The organism is Amycolatopsis sp. cg5 (assembly GCF_041346955.1).
Lineage (GTDB): Bacteria > Actinomycetota > Actinomycetes > Mycobacteriales > Pseudonocardiaceae > Amycolatopsis.
This window is the reverse complement of sequence record NZ_CP166849.1, coordinates 1,440,307-1,454,081: the sequence shown is the minus strand read 5'-3', so window position 1 is coordinate 1,454,081 and position 13,775 is coordinate 1,440,307. Positions and strand designations below refer to the sequence as shown.

10 protein-coding genes and 3 pseudogenes are annotated in these 13,775 nt (G+C 67.6%); 8 read left to right on the top strand and 5 right to left on the bottom strand.

All coding sequences use genetic code 11. The annotated features are described in order from the left end of the window. Positions 1-14 precede the first annotated feature (14 nt). From AB5J62_RS07010 to AB5J62_RS07000, 3 pseudogenes are all read right to left on the bottom strand, one after another. Positions 15-653: pseudogene (locus tag AB5J62_RS07010) on the bottom strand (toprim domain-containing protein); the annotation flags it as partial. A 6-nt stretch (positions 654-659) separates the two neighbouring features. Further along, positions 660-2,135, bottom strand: a pseudogene (locus AB5J62_RS07005) (Hint domain-containing protein); the annotation flags it as partial. Beyond that, positions 2,109-3,527 (bottom strand): annotated as a pseudogene (locus AB5J62_RS07000) (ATP-binding protein); the annotation flags it as partial. The pseudogenes AB5J62_RS07000 and AB5J62_RS07005, both read right to left, overlap by 27 nt. 162 nt (positions 3,528-3,689) lie before the next feature. On the opposite strand from AB5J62_RS07000, the gene AB5J62_RS06995 reads away from it, so the two are divergent. The 3 genes from AB5J62_RS06995 to AB5J62_RS06985 all read left to right on the top strand — a co-directional run bounded on the left by AB5J62_RS06995 (position 3,690) and on the right by AB5J62_RS06985 (position 7,380). Beyond that, positions 3,690-4,133 (top strand): DUF2599 domain-containing protein, encoded by a 444-nt coding sequence (locus AB5J62_RS06995; protein WP_370947294.1) that lies wholly within the window; start codon positions 3,690-3,692, stop codon positions 4,131-4,133. Between the two features lie 131 nt (positions 4,134-4,264). After that, positions 4,265-6,088 carry a glycoside hydrolase family 3 protein gene (locus tag AB5J62_RS06990; protein ID WP_370947293.1) on the top strand — a complete coding sequence of 608 codons (1,824 nt, stop codon included), beginning with the start codon at positions 4,265-4,267 and terminating at the stop codon, positions 6,086-6,088. Between the two features lie 17 nt (positions 6,089-6,105). After that, positions 6,106-7,380 (top strand): ThuA domain-containing protein, encoded by a 1,275-nt coding sequence (locus AB5J62_RS06985; RefSeq protein WP_370947292.1) that lies wholly within the window; start codon positions 6,106-6,108, stop codon positions 7,378-7,380. Between the two features lie 54 nt (positions 7,381-7,434). On the opposite strand, the gene AB5J62_RS06980 is transcribed toward AB5J62_RS06985, so the two are convergent. Continuing rightward, positions 7,435-8,745: a diguanylate cyclase gene (locus tag AB5J62_RS06980; protein WP_370947291.1), complete on the bottom strand. Its 1,311-nt coding sequence runs from the start codon at positions 8,743-8,745 to the stop codon at positions 7,435-7,437. Between the two features lie 249 nt (positions 8,746-8,994). Continuing rightward, positions 8,995-10,176 carry an MFS transporter gene (locus AB5J62_RS06975; protein ID WP_370947290.1) on the bottom strand — a complete coding sequence of 394 codons (1,182 nt, stop codon included), beginning with the start codon at positions 10,174-10,176 and terminating at the stop codon, positions 8,995-8,997. A 430-nt stretch (positions 10,177-10,606) separates the two neighbouring features. On the opposite strand from AB5J62_RS06975, the gene AB5J62_RS06970 reads away from it, so the two are divergent. From AB5J62_RS06970 to AB5J62_RS06950, 5 genes are all read left to right on the top strand, one after another. Beyond that, entirely contained in the window at positions 10,607-11,281 is a 675-nt protein-coding gene (locus AB5J62_RS06970) for a TetR/AcrR family transcriptional regulator C-terminal ligand-binding domain-containing protein (RefSeq protein WP_370947289.1), read from the top strand. Positions 11,282-11,447: 166 nt separating this feature from the next. Next, positions 11,448-11,708, top strand: coding sequence for an acyl carrier protein (locus AB5J62_RS06965; RefSeq protein WP_370947288.1), 261 nt, complete (start codon positions 11,448-11,450; stop codon positions 11,706-11,708). Between the two features lie 8 nt (positions 11,709-11,716). After that, complete coding sequence (locus AB5J62_RS06960) at positions 11,717-12,478, top strand: SDR family NAD(P)-dependent oxidoreductase (RefSeq protein WP_370947287.1); 762 nt, start codon at positions 11,717-11,719, stop codon at positions 12,476-12,478. A 3-nt stretch (positions 12,479-12,481) separates the two neighbouring features. Further along, the gene (locus AB5J62_RS06955; protein ID WP_370947286.1) at positions 12,482-12,964 is read left to right on the top strand and encodes a MaoC family dehydratase; all 483 of its coding nucleotides are present in this window, start codon (positions 12,482-12,484) and stop codon (positions 12,962-12,964) included. Beyond that, positions 12,961-13,773 carry an SDR family NAD(P)-dependent oxidoreductase gene (locus tag AB5J62_RS06950; RefSeq protein ID WP_370947285.1) on the top strand — a complete coding sequence of 271 codons (813 nt, stop codon included), beginning with the start codon at positions 12,961-12,963 and terminating at the stop codon, positions 13,771-13,773. The genes AB5J62_RS06955 and AB5J62_RS06950 overlap by 4 nt, the downstream gene beginning before the upstream one ends. Positions 13,774-13,775 lie beyond the last annotated feature (2 nt).

Here is a 13,775-nt window from a genome sequence, read left to right as displayed (position 1 = left end):
TAGCTAACGAAAACTCAGGCGTCGATCGCGTCTTGGTCGACCCGGTCCGAGGACTCGACCAGCCAGTTGCGGCGCGGCTCGACCTTCTCGCCCATCAGCAGTTCGAGCGCGGACTCGGCGGCTTCGGCGTCGTCCCAGGTGATCCGCCGGACAGCACGGGTGGCCGGGTTCATCGTGGTCTCCCACAGCTCGTCGGCGTCCATCTCGCCGAGGCCCTTGAACCGCTGCACCGGCTTGACGATCTGCTTGCCCGCCTTCTCCAGCGCGGCGACCGTGGTCTCCATCTCGCGCTGGGTGAAGGTGAACCTGGTCTCCGGGTTGCGGCCCTTGGTGACCACCTTGTGCAGCGGCGGCATCGCGGCGAACAGCCTGCCGTCCTCGATCACCGGCCGCAGGTACTTGGCGAACAGCGTGATCAGCAGCGTCCGGATGTGCGAGCCATCGACGTCGGCGTCCGCCATCAGAATGACGCGGCCGTAGCGCATGGTGGTCATGTCGAACGTGCGGCCGCTGCCCGCGCCCAGCACCTGGACGATCGACGCGATCTCGGCGTTCTTCAGCGTGTCGCCGAGACTGGCCTTCTGGACGTTCAAGATCTTGCCACGCAAGGGAAGCAGCGCCTGATACTCGGACACGCGAGCCATCCGAGCGCTGTTGTGGACGAACACCCCGGCTTCGAGCGCGAAGTTGTGGTACCCGTCGACCGTCAGGTCGTAGACATCTTCGGTCTCGGTCAGCGGCACCACGGAAGCGACGCTGTGGTTGACCATCGCGACGGCTTCCCGAAGCCGAGCCAGGTCACCGCCGCAGAACTCGTTCAGCAACCGTTCGAAACGGAGCCCGGTGCGCGCCGACCGCATCCTCTCGGCCTCGTACGCCTCGGCGAGTTCGCTGTCCGGCAAGGACAACAACGGGGCGAGCCGCTTCAGTGCCGCCAAGCGCCTGCCTTCGTTCTGCTTGGCGACACGCTCCTCGCGCGGAACCGAGTCGACGTATCGCGCCCGCCCAGCCTGGATCCTCGCTATATGGCCGGAATCCGGATCGGCCATCCGGATCTTCATACGCAGCGAGTGCCGCTCGCCGAATTCGGGGTGCTCACTGTGCCAAGCGAGAACAGCGGCGCTCTGACGCTCACGCTCCGCGGGGTCGGAGAACTGCTCGACGGTCGCCTGAGACCGCCACGCCAGAAGCGCTTCGTCCTTCCACTGCTCCCGTGCCCGCTCGCTCCACTCCTCGCGCCTGCCCGGCTTGGCGAAGAAGATCCGCACCCGCTCGGCGGCGTCCGCCCGGTGCTCCGGGTTCGCCCAATAGGCCGCCTGACGCTCACGCATCTGCTCGACGTATGCGGCCTTCTCTTCGTCACTGAGCGCCGCGTACCAATCCTGGAAACCCTGCTCGATCCGCTCCCGGAACGCGGGGTCGTCGTTCAGCGCCGCAAGCCGCACGAGGCAGGCCTCACGGAAGTCCGGGTCTTGCCACTGCGCCGACATCATGGCCGACTTGAACTCCAGCCCACCCTTGCCCAGCCAGGCACGATAGCCCTCGTGAACGTGTTCCCCCATCAGCGAAGCGTGGAGCGCGGAGTGGTCTTCCCAGGTCATCCGGCGCAGGTTGCGCGGATCGTTGTTCCGCTTGTTCACGTCGACGTGGTGACGGACGTTGCCGTTCTCGGCGGAATCCAGGCCGTGCCGGAGGTTGTAGGCGTCCGCGACGTAGTGGGTGTAGACCCATTCGTCCCGGTCGTTCATCCAGACGCGCTCGTAGCCTTCGAGCTTGTCGCCGTCGGCCTTCGACGACAGCGAGCGGTACAGCGGCATCAGCGAGTCGCCGGGGACGAGCGCGTCGGCACGCCGATATGAACCGTCACGGAGGCGGAACAAGTGATCAGGGGTGCATCGAACCGACTCACCGTTGTCCAAGGTCACGCGCACCAGCGGCGCGTCACGCTTGGTGAGCCGTGGCTCCACCAGCGGCACGACCACGACGCGTCCGGCCTTGTTCGTCGTGTAGCCGAAGTGCTTGATGCCCTGCTGCCAGTCTGCGGCCAGATCGGCGAACGACCGACTCTCCCCCGACGCCAGCGCGACCATGGTGTCGCCCGCGAAGCACCCGAGCGCGCTGTCCCCCTCGACCAGGAACAGCTCACTGCGCGAGATGCCCGTGGTGCGGCAGTCGACCAGCTTCGGCGGCATCGCGGCGCCTTCGAGCGCCGTCTTGCGCCGGGCCGCGTCCTTCTGGTGCTTCTGCGTGAGGCGGACGCGGGCGGCGTCGACGACCTTCTGCAGTACGATCTTGGCCTCGGACTTGGTCTTGCGGTCCTCGGTCCACGCCTTGATGTGCTGGTCGACGATGCCCTGGATGACCCGGGTGATGCCGGCGGTGGACAGCTCGTCCTTGGTCTGCGAGGTGAACTGCGGCTCCGGGAGCCGGACGTGGATGACCGCGGTCATGCCCTCGAGGACGTCCTCGATGGTGGGCGGGTCTTCCTTCGGCTTGAGCAGGCCACGGGTCTTGGAAATGGCTTCCTGGATGGCTTTCGCGGCCGCGCGGTCGAAACCGCGGCGGTGCGTGCCGCCGTGCAGGTTGCGGATGGTGTTGGTGAAGCACTCGATGGTGCGCTCGTAGCCGGTGCCCCAGCGCAGCGCGACCTCGACCTCGGCGCGGCGCTCGACCTTCGACTGCATGACGCCGTTCTCGTCGGCGGCGTTCTCGCGGTAGGTGCCCTCACCGTTGATCAGGAGCGTGCCGGAGACCGGCTTTTCGCCGTCCGGCGCGAGGAACTCGACCATGTCGGCGAGCCCGTGCGGGTAATGGAAGGTCTCCTCGCCGATCTCGTCCTCGACCGCGTGCCGCAGCACGTACGTGACGCCGGGCACCAGGAAGGCCGTGTTGCGCAGCTTCGAACGGACGGCCTCGACGTCCAGCGCGGCGCCGTTCTCGAAGTAGCGAGCGTCGTACCAGTACCGGATCGAGGTGCCGGTGCGCTCGCCACGCTTCATCTTGCCGGTGATCTGCAGGCCGGACTGCTTGGTGAACTTGGCCTTCGGGCCCGGCCCGTCGAACACCCCCGGCGTGCCCTGCGCGAACGACATCTGGTGGACCTTGCCGTCGAGCTTGACGGTGACGTCGAAGCGCAGTGACAGCGCGTTGACCGCCGAGGCGCCGACCCCGTGCAGGCCGCCGGAGGTCTTGTACCCGGAGCCGCCGAACTTGCCGCCCGCGTGCAGCCTGGTGAGCACCAGCTCGACCCCGGACAGGCCGGACTTGGCGTGCACCCCGGTCGGGATGCCGCGGCCGTCGTCGTCGACCTGGACGCTGCCGTCGGCGTGCAGCGTCACGACGATCTTCGACGCGTGCCCGGCCACGCCCTCGTCGGTCGAGTTGTCGACGATCTCGCTGAACAGATGGTTGATGCCGCGGCTGTCCGTCGACCCGATGTACATACCGGGCCGCTTCCGAACCGCTTCCAGACCCTCGAGGTGGGTCAGGTCGTCGGCCCCGTAGAGGGTCTCAGCAGAAGCAGTCACAGGGTCGTTTCTCCCAGATAGCGGACAAGCAGCGGCGCCGAACCGGCATCCCACCGAAAGAGAGGGTATCCCCGGAGCCCGACAGTTCCGCGCATTGGAGCGTGACCAGCGGGTTCGCGCGGATGGTGGCCGGCACCCGGTCGCTCATTCTACGTTCGGGACATGATCAGATCTCTGACCGTACTGACCATCACAGTCTCGGCCGTGCTACTGGCGGCGCCCGCACAGGCGGCGACCAGCGGCGATGACATCCGGACCGGGCAGGCGGACCGGGCCATCCTCGCCCGCCTGCAGGCCGCGCCGGATCTGAAGCAGGCCATCATCGATCACACCGAGTGGCTGACCGATCCGAAGGGTCCCCGGCTCGCGGTGTTCCCGACCGAGTACGGCCGGACGAGCGCGCCCGCGTCGGCGTGGGCCTCGGCGTGGAACGAGGTGGTCGCGCTGGCGCCGAGCGCGAACCAGCGGAACATGAAGGACCAGTTCCGCTGCCACTACGACTTCGCGCGGGCGGCCGCGCCGGACAAGCCGAGCTGGAACCTGGAGCAGTGGCGGCCGGACGTCGGCTATCTGGCCACCGTTCTCGCTCAGTGCAACCCTAGCTAGTCCCACTCACCGAAGGCCGCGTTCATGCACGTGAACGCGGCCTTCTTGCTGCTCAAAGGTCTGGACCACGGGTTATCTCGTCAGTTAATTTAATACGTGAATTTGACGGCGTCGTCGAGGAGGCCCCAGGCATGCGAGTCAGAAGCAAGCTCACCCTCAGCCTGCTGGCAGGCGCGTTGCTACTGGGGTCGCACACCCCGGCGCTCGCCTCCGGCCCCGCGTACAAGAACGCGTGGCTGCCGGTCAAGGTCAGGGTGAACGACCTGCTCTCCCGGATGACGCTCGACGACAAGCTCGGCCAGATGACGCAGCCGGAGCGGCTCGGCATCACCGACCCGGCGGACGTGGCGAAGTACCGGATCGGCTCGCTGCTCTCCGGCGGCAGCTCGCAGCCGACGCCGAGCACCCCGGTCTCGTGGGCCGACATGTACGACGGCTTCCAGAAGACGGCGCTCACCACACCGCTCGGCATCCCGCTGATCTACGGCGTCGACGCGGTGCACGGCCACAACGGCGTCTACGGCGCGACCGTGTTCCCGCACAACATCGGCCTCGGCGCCACGCGGAACCCGAACCTCGCCGAGCGCATCGGGCACGCCACGGCCGAAGAGGTCGCGGGCACCGGCATCGACTGGAACTTCTCGCCGTGTCTCTGCGTGGCGCGCAACGACCGCTGGGGCCGCACCTACGAGTCGTTCGGCGAAGTGCCGGAGCTGGCCGCGTCGATGAGCTCGATCATCACCGGCATGCAGGGCCGGTCGTTGAAGAGCCCGTCTTCGGTGGTCGCCACCGCCAAGCACTTCATCGGTGACGGCGGCACCACCGGCGGCAAGGACCAGGGCGAGACCACGCTGTCCGAGGCCGAACTGCGCAAGATCCACCTGCCGCCGTTCAAGGCGGCCGTCGACCGCGGTGTCGGCACGGTGATGATCTCGTACAGCAGCTGGAACGGCGTCAAGATGCACGGCGAGCCGTACCTGATCAACACCGTGCTCAAGGGTGAGCTGGGCTTCAAGGGCTTCGTGATCTCGGACTACAACGGGATCGACCAGATCGACGGCCAGAAGGGCTTCACCCCGGCCGAGGTCACCGCGTCCATCAACGCGGGCATCGACATGGTGATGGTGCCGTTCGACTTCAAGAAGTTCATCGACACGCTGCGCGGCGAGGTGCAGGCCGGGCACGTCACGATGGCCAGGATCGACGACGCGAACCGCCGCATCCTGACCAAGAAGTTCGAGCTCGGCCTGTTCGAGAAGCCGCTGACCGACCGCAGGCTCACCTCGACCATCGGCAGCAAGGAACACCGCGCGCTCGCCCGTCAGGCCGTGCGTGAGTCCCAGGTACTGCTTAAGAACGAGCACGGTGTCCTGCCGCTTAACAAGCACGAGAAGGTCTTCGTCGCGGGTAAGAACGCCAACGACATCGGTAACCAGGCAGGCGGCTGGACCGTCGGCTGGCAGGGCACGAGCGGCCCGGTGACCCCGGGAACCACGATCCTGCAAGGGATGCAGAAGGCGTCGAAGAACGTGACGTTCAGCAAGGACGGCACGGGGATCGACAAGAGCTACGACGTCGCGGTCGCCGTGGTGGGCGAGACGCCGTACGCCGAGGGCAAGGGCGACCGGCCGCAGGGCATGGGCCTCGACCAGACCGATCTCGACACGCTCAAGAAGCTGAAGGACAGCGGCGTGCCGACGGTCGTGGTGCTGGTCTCCGGACGGCCGCTGGACATCGCCGCACAGCTCCCGGACTGGGACGGCCTGCTCGCCTCGTGGCTGCCCGGCACCGAGGGCGACGGCGTGTCCGACGTGCTCTTCGGCGCGTACAACCCGACCGGGAAGCTGCCGGTCACCTGGATGAAGAGCGCGGACCAGCAGCCGATCAACGTCGGCGACGGTCAGACCCCGCTGTTCCCGTTCGGTTATGGGCTCCGCTACCGCAAGCACTTCTGAGCAGGAAGGTCCCCGCCGTGTTCAAGAGAAAGCTAGCGAAAGTACTGGCGTTCTTCGGTGTTTGCCTCGCCTTGGCGAGCACCCCCGCGTACGCCCGTCCCGAAGCGCCCGCGTTCAAGGTGCTCGCGTTCTACAACTACGTGGACGACCAGGCGCACGTCTCCTTCTACAAGGAGGCCAATCCCTGGTTCACGAACCTGGGCAACCAGAACAACTTCAGCTACACCGCCACCACCGACTGGAACATGCTGAACAACATCACCGCCTCGCAGTACCAGGTGGTCATGTTCCTCGACGACCTGCCGCACACCGCTTCGCAGCGCGCCGGCTTCGAGCGGTACATGCGTAACGGCGGCGGCTGGTTCGGCTTCCACGTGTCGGCCTACAACGAGGACCCGAACAGCTGGTCCTGGTACCACAGCCAGTTCCTGGCGACGGGCCGGTTCCGCACCAACACCTGGGGCCCGACCAAGGCGGTGCTGAAGGTCGACGACCAGACGCACCCGTCGACACTGCGCCTCGGCTCGAAGTTCACCTCGGCGGTGAGCGAGTGGTACAGCTGGAACAACGACCTGCGGACCAACCCGGACATCCGGATCCTGGCCTCGGTCGACCCGTCGAGCTTCCCGCTCGGCACCGACCCCGACCAGAGCTGGTACAGCGGCTACTACCCGATCATGTGGACGAACAAGAACTACAAGATGCTCTACGCCAACTTCGGCCACAACGCGATGAACTACCAGACGAACACCCCGCTCTCGTCGACCTTCGAGAGCGAGACGCAGAACAAGTTCCTGCTCGACGGCCTGCTCTGGCTCGGCGGTGGCGGCACGGTGCCGCCGACCGACCCCGACCAGCCGTCACCGACGGCCTGGTACTCCGTGGTGAACAAGGGCAACGGCAAGTGCGTCGACGCCAAGGCGGCCGCCACGGCCAACGGCACGGTCGTCCAGCAGTACACCTGCAACGCCAGCAACGCGCAGCAGTACCAGTTCCAGCCGACGAGCGGTGGTTTCACGCGCGTCAACAACCGGAACAACCCGGCGCAGGTGATCGACGTGGCCGGAGTGTCCACATCGGACAACGCGCCGCTGCAGCTGTGGGCGTACGGCGGCGGTAACAACCAGCAGTGGCAAGCGGTTTCGGAGGGCGGCGGGTACTTCCACTTCGTCAGCCGGAACACCCCGAAGTGCCTCACGGTGCCGAACGGGTCGACCGCGGACAGCGTCCAGCTGGTGCAGCTGACCTGCAACGGCGGGGCGGCGCAGTCGTTCAAGCTCACCCAGCAGTAAACGGCTCGTGAGTGGTATTGCCGGTTCTAACCGGCAATACCACTCACGAGTCTTTCAGCCCAGGACGACCCGGTCCCGCCCGGAGTTCTTGGCCGCGTAGAGGCCCGTGTCCGCCGCCAGCAGCAGGTCGGTCAGCTCCTCGGCGTTGTCCGGGTAGACGGCCGCCCCGATCGACGCGCTCAGCCCGCTCACGGTCGACGTCGACGGGGCGCTGATGTCGGGCACTTCCACCGTCACCGCCGCGATGCCCGCGCGGATCCGCTCGGCCACCGCCAGCGTCTCCTTGCCGCCGGCGCCGGGCAGCAGCACCGCGAACTCCTCGCCGCCGTAGCGGCCGACGAAGTCGTGGCTGCGGACCTGATCCCTGATGGCGGTGGCCGTCGCACGCAGCACCTCGTCACCGGCGAGATGGCCGTACCGATCGTTGATGCGCTTGAAGTGGTCGAGGTCGACGATCAGCACGCCGACGGTCGAGGTGAGCCGCCGAGCGCGCACGAGCTCACGCTGGCCGACTTCGTGCCAGAACGACACATCGACGAGCCCGGTCTTCGAGTCGGTGCGCGAAGCCGCCTGCAGCTGGGGCAGCAGCAGGCCGAGCTGCAGCGCGAGCGGGGTGATCATCAGCACCGGGAGCAGCCACGGCCGGACGGTCATCACGAGCGCGATCCCGCAGCCGAGGCCGACCGCGCCGCCGATCACCAGGACGTCGGAGAGGTTGCCCAGCGCCTTGCGGCCGGGGTTGGCCGGGTTGGTCGCGATGATCATCAGCACGACCATCGCGTAGTTCACGGCGAAGTAGACGATCCCGGCCAGCAGCAGGGTGATCATGCCGCCGAAGCCGTCGAGCGACGGCAGATACGGCGCGAACCGCCCCGACGTCCCCGAGTGCAGTACACCGCCGGCGGCGGCGCAGGCCAGGATGACCGTGGCGGCGGAGAAGACCTTGCGGTGCAGCACGGAGCGGCGGCGGTAGACCCGCACCCACGAGTGCGCGTAGCTGACCGCGATGACGACCGCGACCAGTGGCGGCGGCAGCAACAGCAGCGCGGCGAAGATCCAGATGGACTGCAGGTGCATGTGGGGGCTGCCGTCCGCGCCGAGCTCGCGGATGCGCTCGATGCCGCGGGCGGCTTCCAGGTGCGCGAGTTCCGCGACGAGCAGGAGACCACACCAGGCTAGAGCACGGGGAGTGATCGGAGTCAGGGTCGCCGTCACCCCGAGGGTGGCTACGGCGGCGATCTCGACTACGAAGAGGTAGCAGAGCACCGGCCGCGTCAGCGACCACAACGGCCAGCGGCGCGGATCGAGACCACTCGGCGGCCTGACCTTGCTGGGCAAGGTGGCCCGAGCACGGGAAAATCCCATGCGGGCACCCCTTTCTCCCCCGGGGGAACCCGCAATGGTAATCGCGTGTAAGCGCAGTGTCATTAGTCCAGGTGGGCGGCCCTCTCGTGGCCGCCTACGTTTCTATGCCGTGGAGGCAGCCATGATCAAGACCTCGTCTTCGCCCCGCACCGGCCGTCCGACCGACTGGTCTCGCCCCACGGACTGGTCCCGCTTCTGAGTGACACAGGGGGCTCGTGAGTGAGGTCCACCCGATGGTGAGTCGCTCACTCACGAGTTCTTCCACGCCCGCCCGGCACCCGCGGCGGCGGCTACTCCCAGCAACCCCGCGGCCGCCACCACCTGATGCGGTGCGTAACCGTCGGCGGCGACACCCGCCAGCACGACACCCGTTCCCTGGGCGACTCGCAACGCAGTGACGGCGAGTCCGAAAGCCTGTCCCCGCGCGTGATCCGGCACCGCCGTGACGAACAACGTCGACGCGGTCAGGTTGTACGCGCTCGCGGCGCCGGAGCAGCACCACAGCACGAGCACCGCGCCGAGTCCCGGCGCGAAGGCGCAGCCCAGCAGCGGCGCGCACGACGCGATCGCCATCGGCACCATCCACCGCACCCGCACCGCCTCACGCAGGCGTGCCACCAGTGCCATCCCCGCGACGTTCCCGATCGCGTACGACGCCAGCAGCAGCCCGACCGCGACCGCGCCGCCGCCGAGTTCGGCCGCGTACGGCGCGGCGACCGCCTCACCCGCGATGTAAAAACCCGAAACGCACGCGAGCGCGACCAGCGCGCGCAACCGGCGATCACGCCACACCACCGCGACGCCGCCGGTGAGCCTGCCACGCCACCGCAGTTCCGATGACGCGGGCCGATGCCGCAGTCCGGCACTGATCAGCAACGCGGAGACGCCGAACGTGCCGGCGTCGACCAGCAGCGCGCCGGCGGGATCGAGCCAGGCGACCAGCACGCCGCCGGTGGCGAACCCGAGCACCTGCGCGGCCTGGGTGGTCATCGAAAAGACCGCGGTGCCCGCGACGAACCGCTCGCCGGGCAGCACCTGCGGCAGCACCGCGGCGCGCGCCGCGCCCCACGGCGTGTTCGCCAGCTGCACGAGCAGCAGCAGCGCGCCGACGAACACCAGAGAAGCGCCGGGAACGGCCATGAATCCGACCAGTGTCATCCGCACCAGGTCCGCCGTGACCATCACCGACCGCCGCGGATAGCGGTCGGCGAGCCCGGACAGCAACGGCCCGCCGAGCAGGTCCGGCAACAGGGTGACCGCGTAGGCGGCGGCCGCCCAGCCGGCCGAGGCGGTCCGGTCGAACACGAGCACCGAAAGCGCCACCCGCGCCAGCTGGTCACCCGCGACGGAAACGAGCTGCGCGGCGAACAACGCGCGGAACTCGGCGACGGCGAACACCTCCCGGAATCGCGCGCCGCCGTGGGGAACCATCGCCGCTCCGGCCTGTCGAGGGGCTTTTCACCAGTAACACAAGGCGAATCGCCGCCCGCAATCAGCCATCCAGGGCGCGGGCACCGGAATTTCCGTCACGTCCCGGCACCACCATTGCGCCAGTCGTGTTCCCCGTCGCACGGAATCGGGATACGAGCCGAGTCCGTATCGCGACCGCTTTTCATGAATACGCACGCGATGCGCGGAATGCCCGAGTTGGCTCGCTTCGTGCGATCCGGCGGAACTTGACAGCCGCTCCCCGGCTGGACACACTCAAGAAGAAGCACTGGGGAATTAAAGTAAAGATTAATCGACGGGTGGGTCCGTCGTGCCATTCGGCGTCTATGGCAGCCGCCTACTGGGGGTTATTCACGGGGGGCATGCGATTTTTCACCACTCCCGTGTCGGTAAAATTGCCGGGAGGGGAACCATGAACAACGCCAAACTGAGCCAGCGCACACAGGCCGACGAACGCGGCATCCATTGCGTCAGGCACTCCTCGATTCCGCCGCGGCGCGCGGGCGCCAGACCGCAGGGCAGGCCGCGCAGCGAGCTGGCCAACCGGGCGATCATCGGCACCACGCTGGACATGCTCGCCGAGGGCCAGACGGTCACCGCACTGTCCGTCGAGGGGATCGCCGCACGCGCCAAGGTCGGCAAGGCCACGATCTACCGGCGCTGGGCGCACAAGCACTCCTTGATACTCGACGCCATCGGCGAACTGGACGAGCCGCCGGTGGTGATGTCCCAGCGGTCCACTCGCGAGGATCTCGAGCTGATCACCCGTGAGCTCTGGAAATGGGCGCTGCACAGCAAATCCGCGCGCGTGCTGCCCCAGCTGGTCGGCGCGCAGCGCAGTGCCCCCGAGCTGCTGCGGCGGTACGACGAAGTGGTCATCGAGCCGTGGCGCACGCTGCTCCGCCAGGCACTGCTGCGCGGCACCGGCACCGGCGAGGTGCGCCACGACACCGATCTCGACCTGGCGGTGAAAGTCCTGATCGGACCGCCGCTCACCCAGCTCGTGCTCGGCTTCCCCGACGGCAGGGCGCACGCGCCCGTGGTCGGCCTCGCTTACTCGGGGGTAGCCGGAGAATTACCGCGGTAATCGCGTGACCGGCCACGCGAAACCTTTTCGACGGCACAATTCAATACGACGACGACCCGTTTTATTCGACGCGATATCCGCCAGTTGACACTTCTTCGAAGCGCGTTAATAGTTGGACGTGCCGATCCGGCCAGAAAATCCAACCATTCGCTTGAGGAGAATTGTCATGACCGCGTCCGTGAACAACAAGTTCGACACCCTCGTCGCGCTGCTCAAAGAGGTCAAGCCCAGTCTCGACGGCACGACCGTCAAGCCGGAGGACTCCGTCGTCGAGGACCTCGGCCTCGACTCGCTCGACATCCTGCAGCTCTCCCGCAAGGTGAGCCGCGACCTCGGTGTCGATTTCGACCTCGACACCTGGACCGACGACGCCGAGACGCACGGCATGTCGGTCCAGTCGCTGCTCGCCACCATCGAAAACGCCTGAGCGCGGCGATGACAGCGCTCACGAACCGGCGCGTCGCGGTGGTGACCGGCGGATCGCGCGGCATCGGCGCCGCCATCTGCCGCCGCCTCGCCGCCGACGGGCTCAGCGTCCACCTGGTCTACCGCGACGCCGACGACGCGGCGAAGCGGGTCGCCACCGAGATCGAGGCCGAGGGCGGCGAGGTGTTCGTTCATCGGGCGGACGTCGCGGAAGAGACCGAGGTCCGCACGCTGATCGGCGGGATTCTCCGCCAGTCCGGCGCGATCCACGTCCTGGTCAACAACGCGGGCATCATCGACGACCGCCTGCTCGCGCTGACCAAGCTGGCGCAGTGGGAGCGCGTGCTCAAGGTGAATCTCACCGGCCCGTGGCTGCTCAGCCGCGCGGTGCTGCCCACCATGCTGGAGCAGTCCTGGGGCCGGATCATCAACATCTCGTCCAACTCGGTGCGCATCCCCGGCGCCGGGCAGACGGCCTACGCGGCGTCGAAGGGCGGGCTGGAGGCGCTCACGCGCGGTCTGGCGATGGAGGTCGGCCGCAAGGGCATCCGGATCAACACCGTCGCGCCCGGCCGGGTGCGCACGGACATGACCGACCCGGTTTCGGCTCAGCTGGGCGGGAACGAGGGGCCGCGCTGGGGTGTCCCGGAAGACCTGTCCGGGATGGTCGCGTTCCTGGCGGGCGACGAGGCCGACTACATCCAGGGCCAGACGTTCACCGTCGACGGCGGCAGGCTCGTGATGCGCCCGCGCGGCGGCAAGGGGGCCTGAACCGTGACCGCCTCCGCGCGCAGTCAGGAAATGAAGTACTTCGAGGACCTGGTCGGTGCCCCGGTGCGCAAGTTCGGGCCGCTCGTGTTCACCACGGTGCTTTTGGACCAGCTGCTGGACCTCATGGGCGAGAAACATCCCGTCCACGACAGCGATTCCTTCGCGAACTCGACCGAACGCAAGCAGCGGATCGTGCCCGGCGGGTTCATCCACTCGATCACCTCGGGGTGGACCGTGCAGCACGGTTCGCCGGCGGCGATCGTCGGGATGCGTTCGGTGCACTGGGATTTCGTCCGCCCGCTCTATCCCGACACGCCCTTTTACTTCACCACCAAGACCGAAAGCACCGAACCGCTCAGCGAGAAGGCCGGGCTGGTGAACACCGTGCGCCGCGTCTTCGACGAGGACGGCAAGGTGCTCGCCATCGGCAGGATGAGCGTGGTCATGTTGCGTAAAACCCTTACCTCCCAAGGAGAACTCTCGTGAGCAACGATTTCCAGCCGCTGAAGGGCAAGGTCGCACTGGTGACCGGGGGTTCCCGTGGCATCGGCGCGGGCATCACCCGCAAACTGGCGTCGTGGGGCGCGACGCTGGCCGTGAACTACGTCGACCGCTCGAAGCCCGCGAAGGAGATCAAGGCCGAACTGGAGGCACAGGGCACCAAGGTCAGCCTGCACCAGGCCGACCTCGCCGACCCGGCCGCGATCGAGGGGCTGATGGGCGAGATCGAGGCCGAGCACGGCGAGCTGCACATCCTGGTGCAGAACGCGGGTGCGACGAAGTTCAACACCCTCGAGAACGCCACGCTCGACCAGTGGCAGTTCGTGCAGGACACGAACTCGCGCTCGACCTGGCTGCTGGCCAAGCACGCCATCCCGCTGATGCGGGACCGGCAGGGCGCCCGGTTCATCACCATCACCAACTCGACGACCACCCGGATCATCCCGAAGGCAGGCCTGTTCGCCGCGGCCAAGGCGGGCATGGAGGTGCTCACCGAGTACCTGTCCTACGAGCTGGCGCAGTACGGCATCGTGTCCAACTGCGTGCGGCCCGGCCTGGTGCAGACCGCGGTGTTCAACGTGCGGCCCGACTTCAACCACGGCGTGAAGCACGAACTCTCGGTCTCGCCGTGGGATGGCGAAAAGATGACCACCGCCGAGAACAGCGCCGACGTCGTGGCGATGCTGTGCCTGGACGAGGCCAGCTGGATCGCGGGCCAGACCATCACCGTCGACGGCGGCTACCGGTTGTGGGGCGGCATCAGCAGCCGCCGGACCCCGGCGCAGGCGGTGTGACC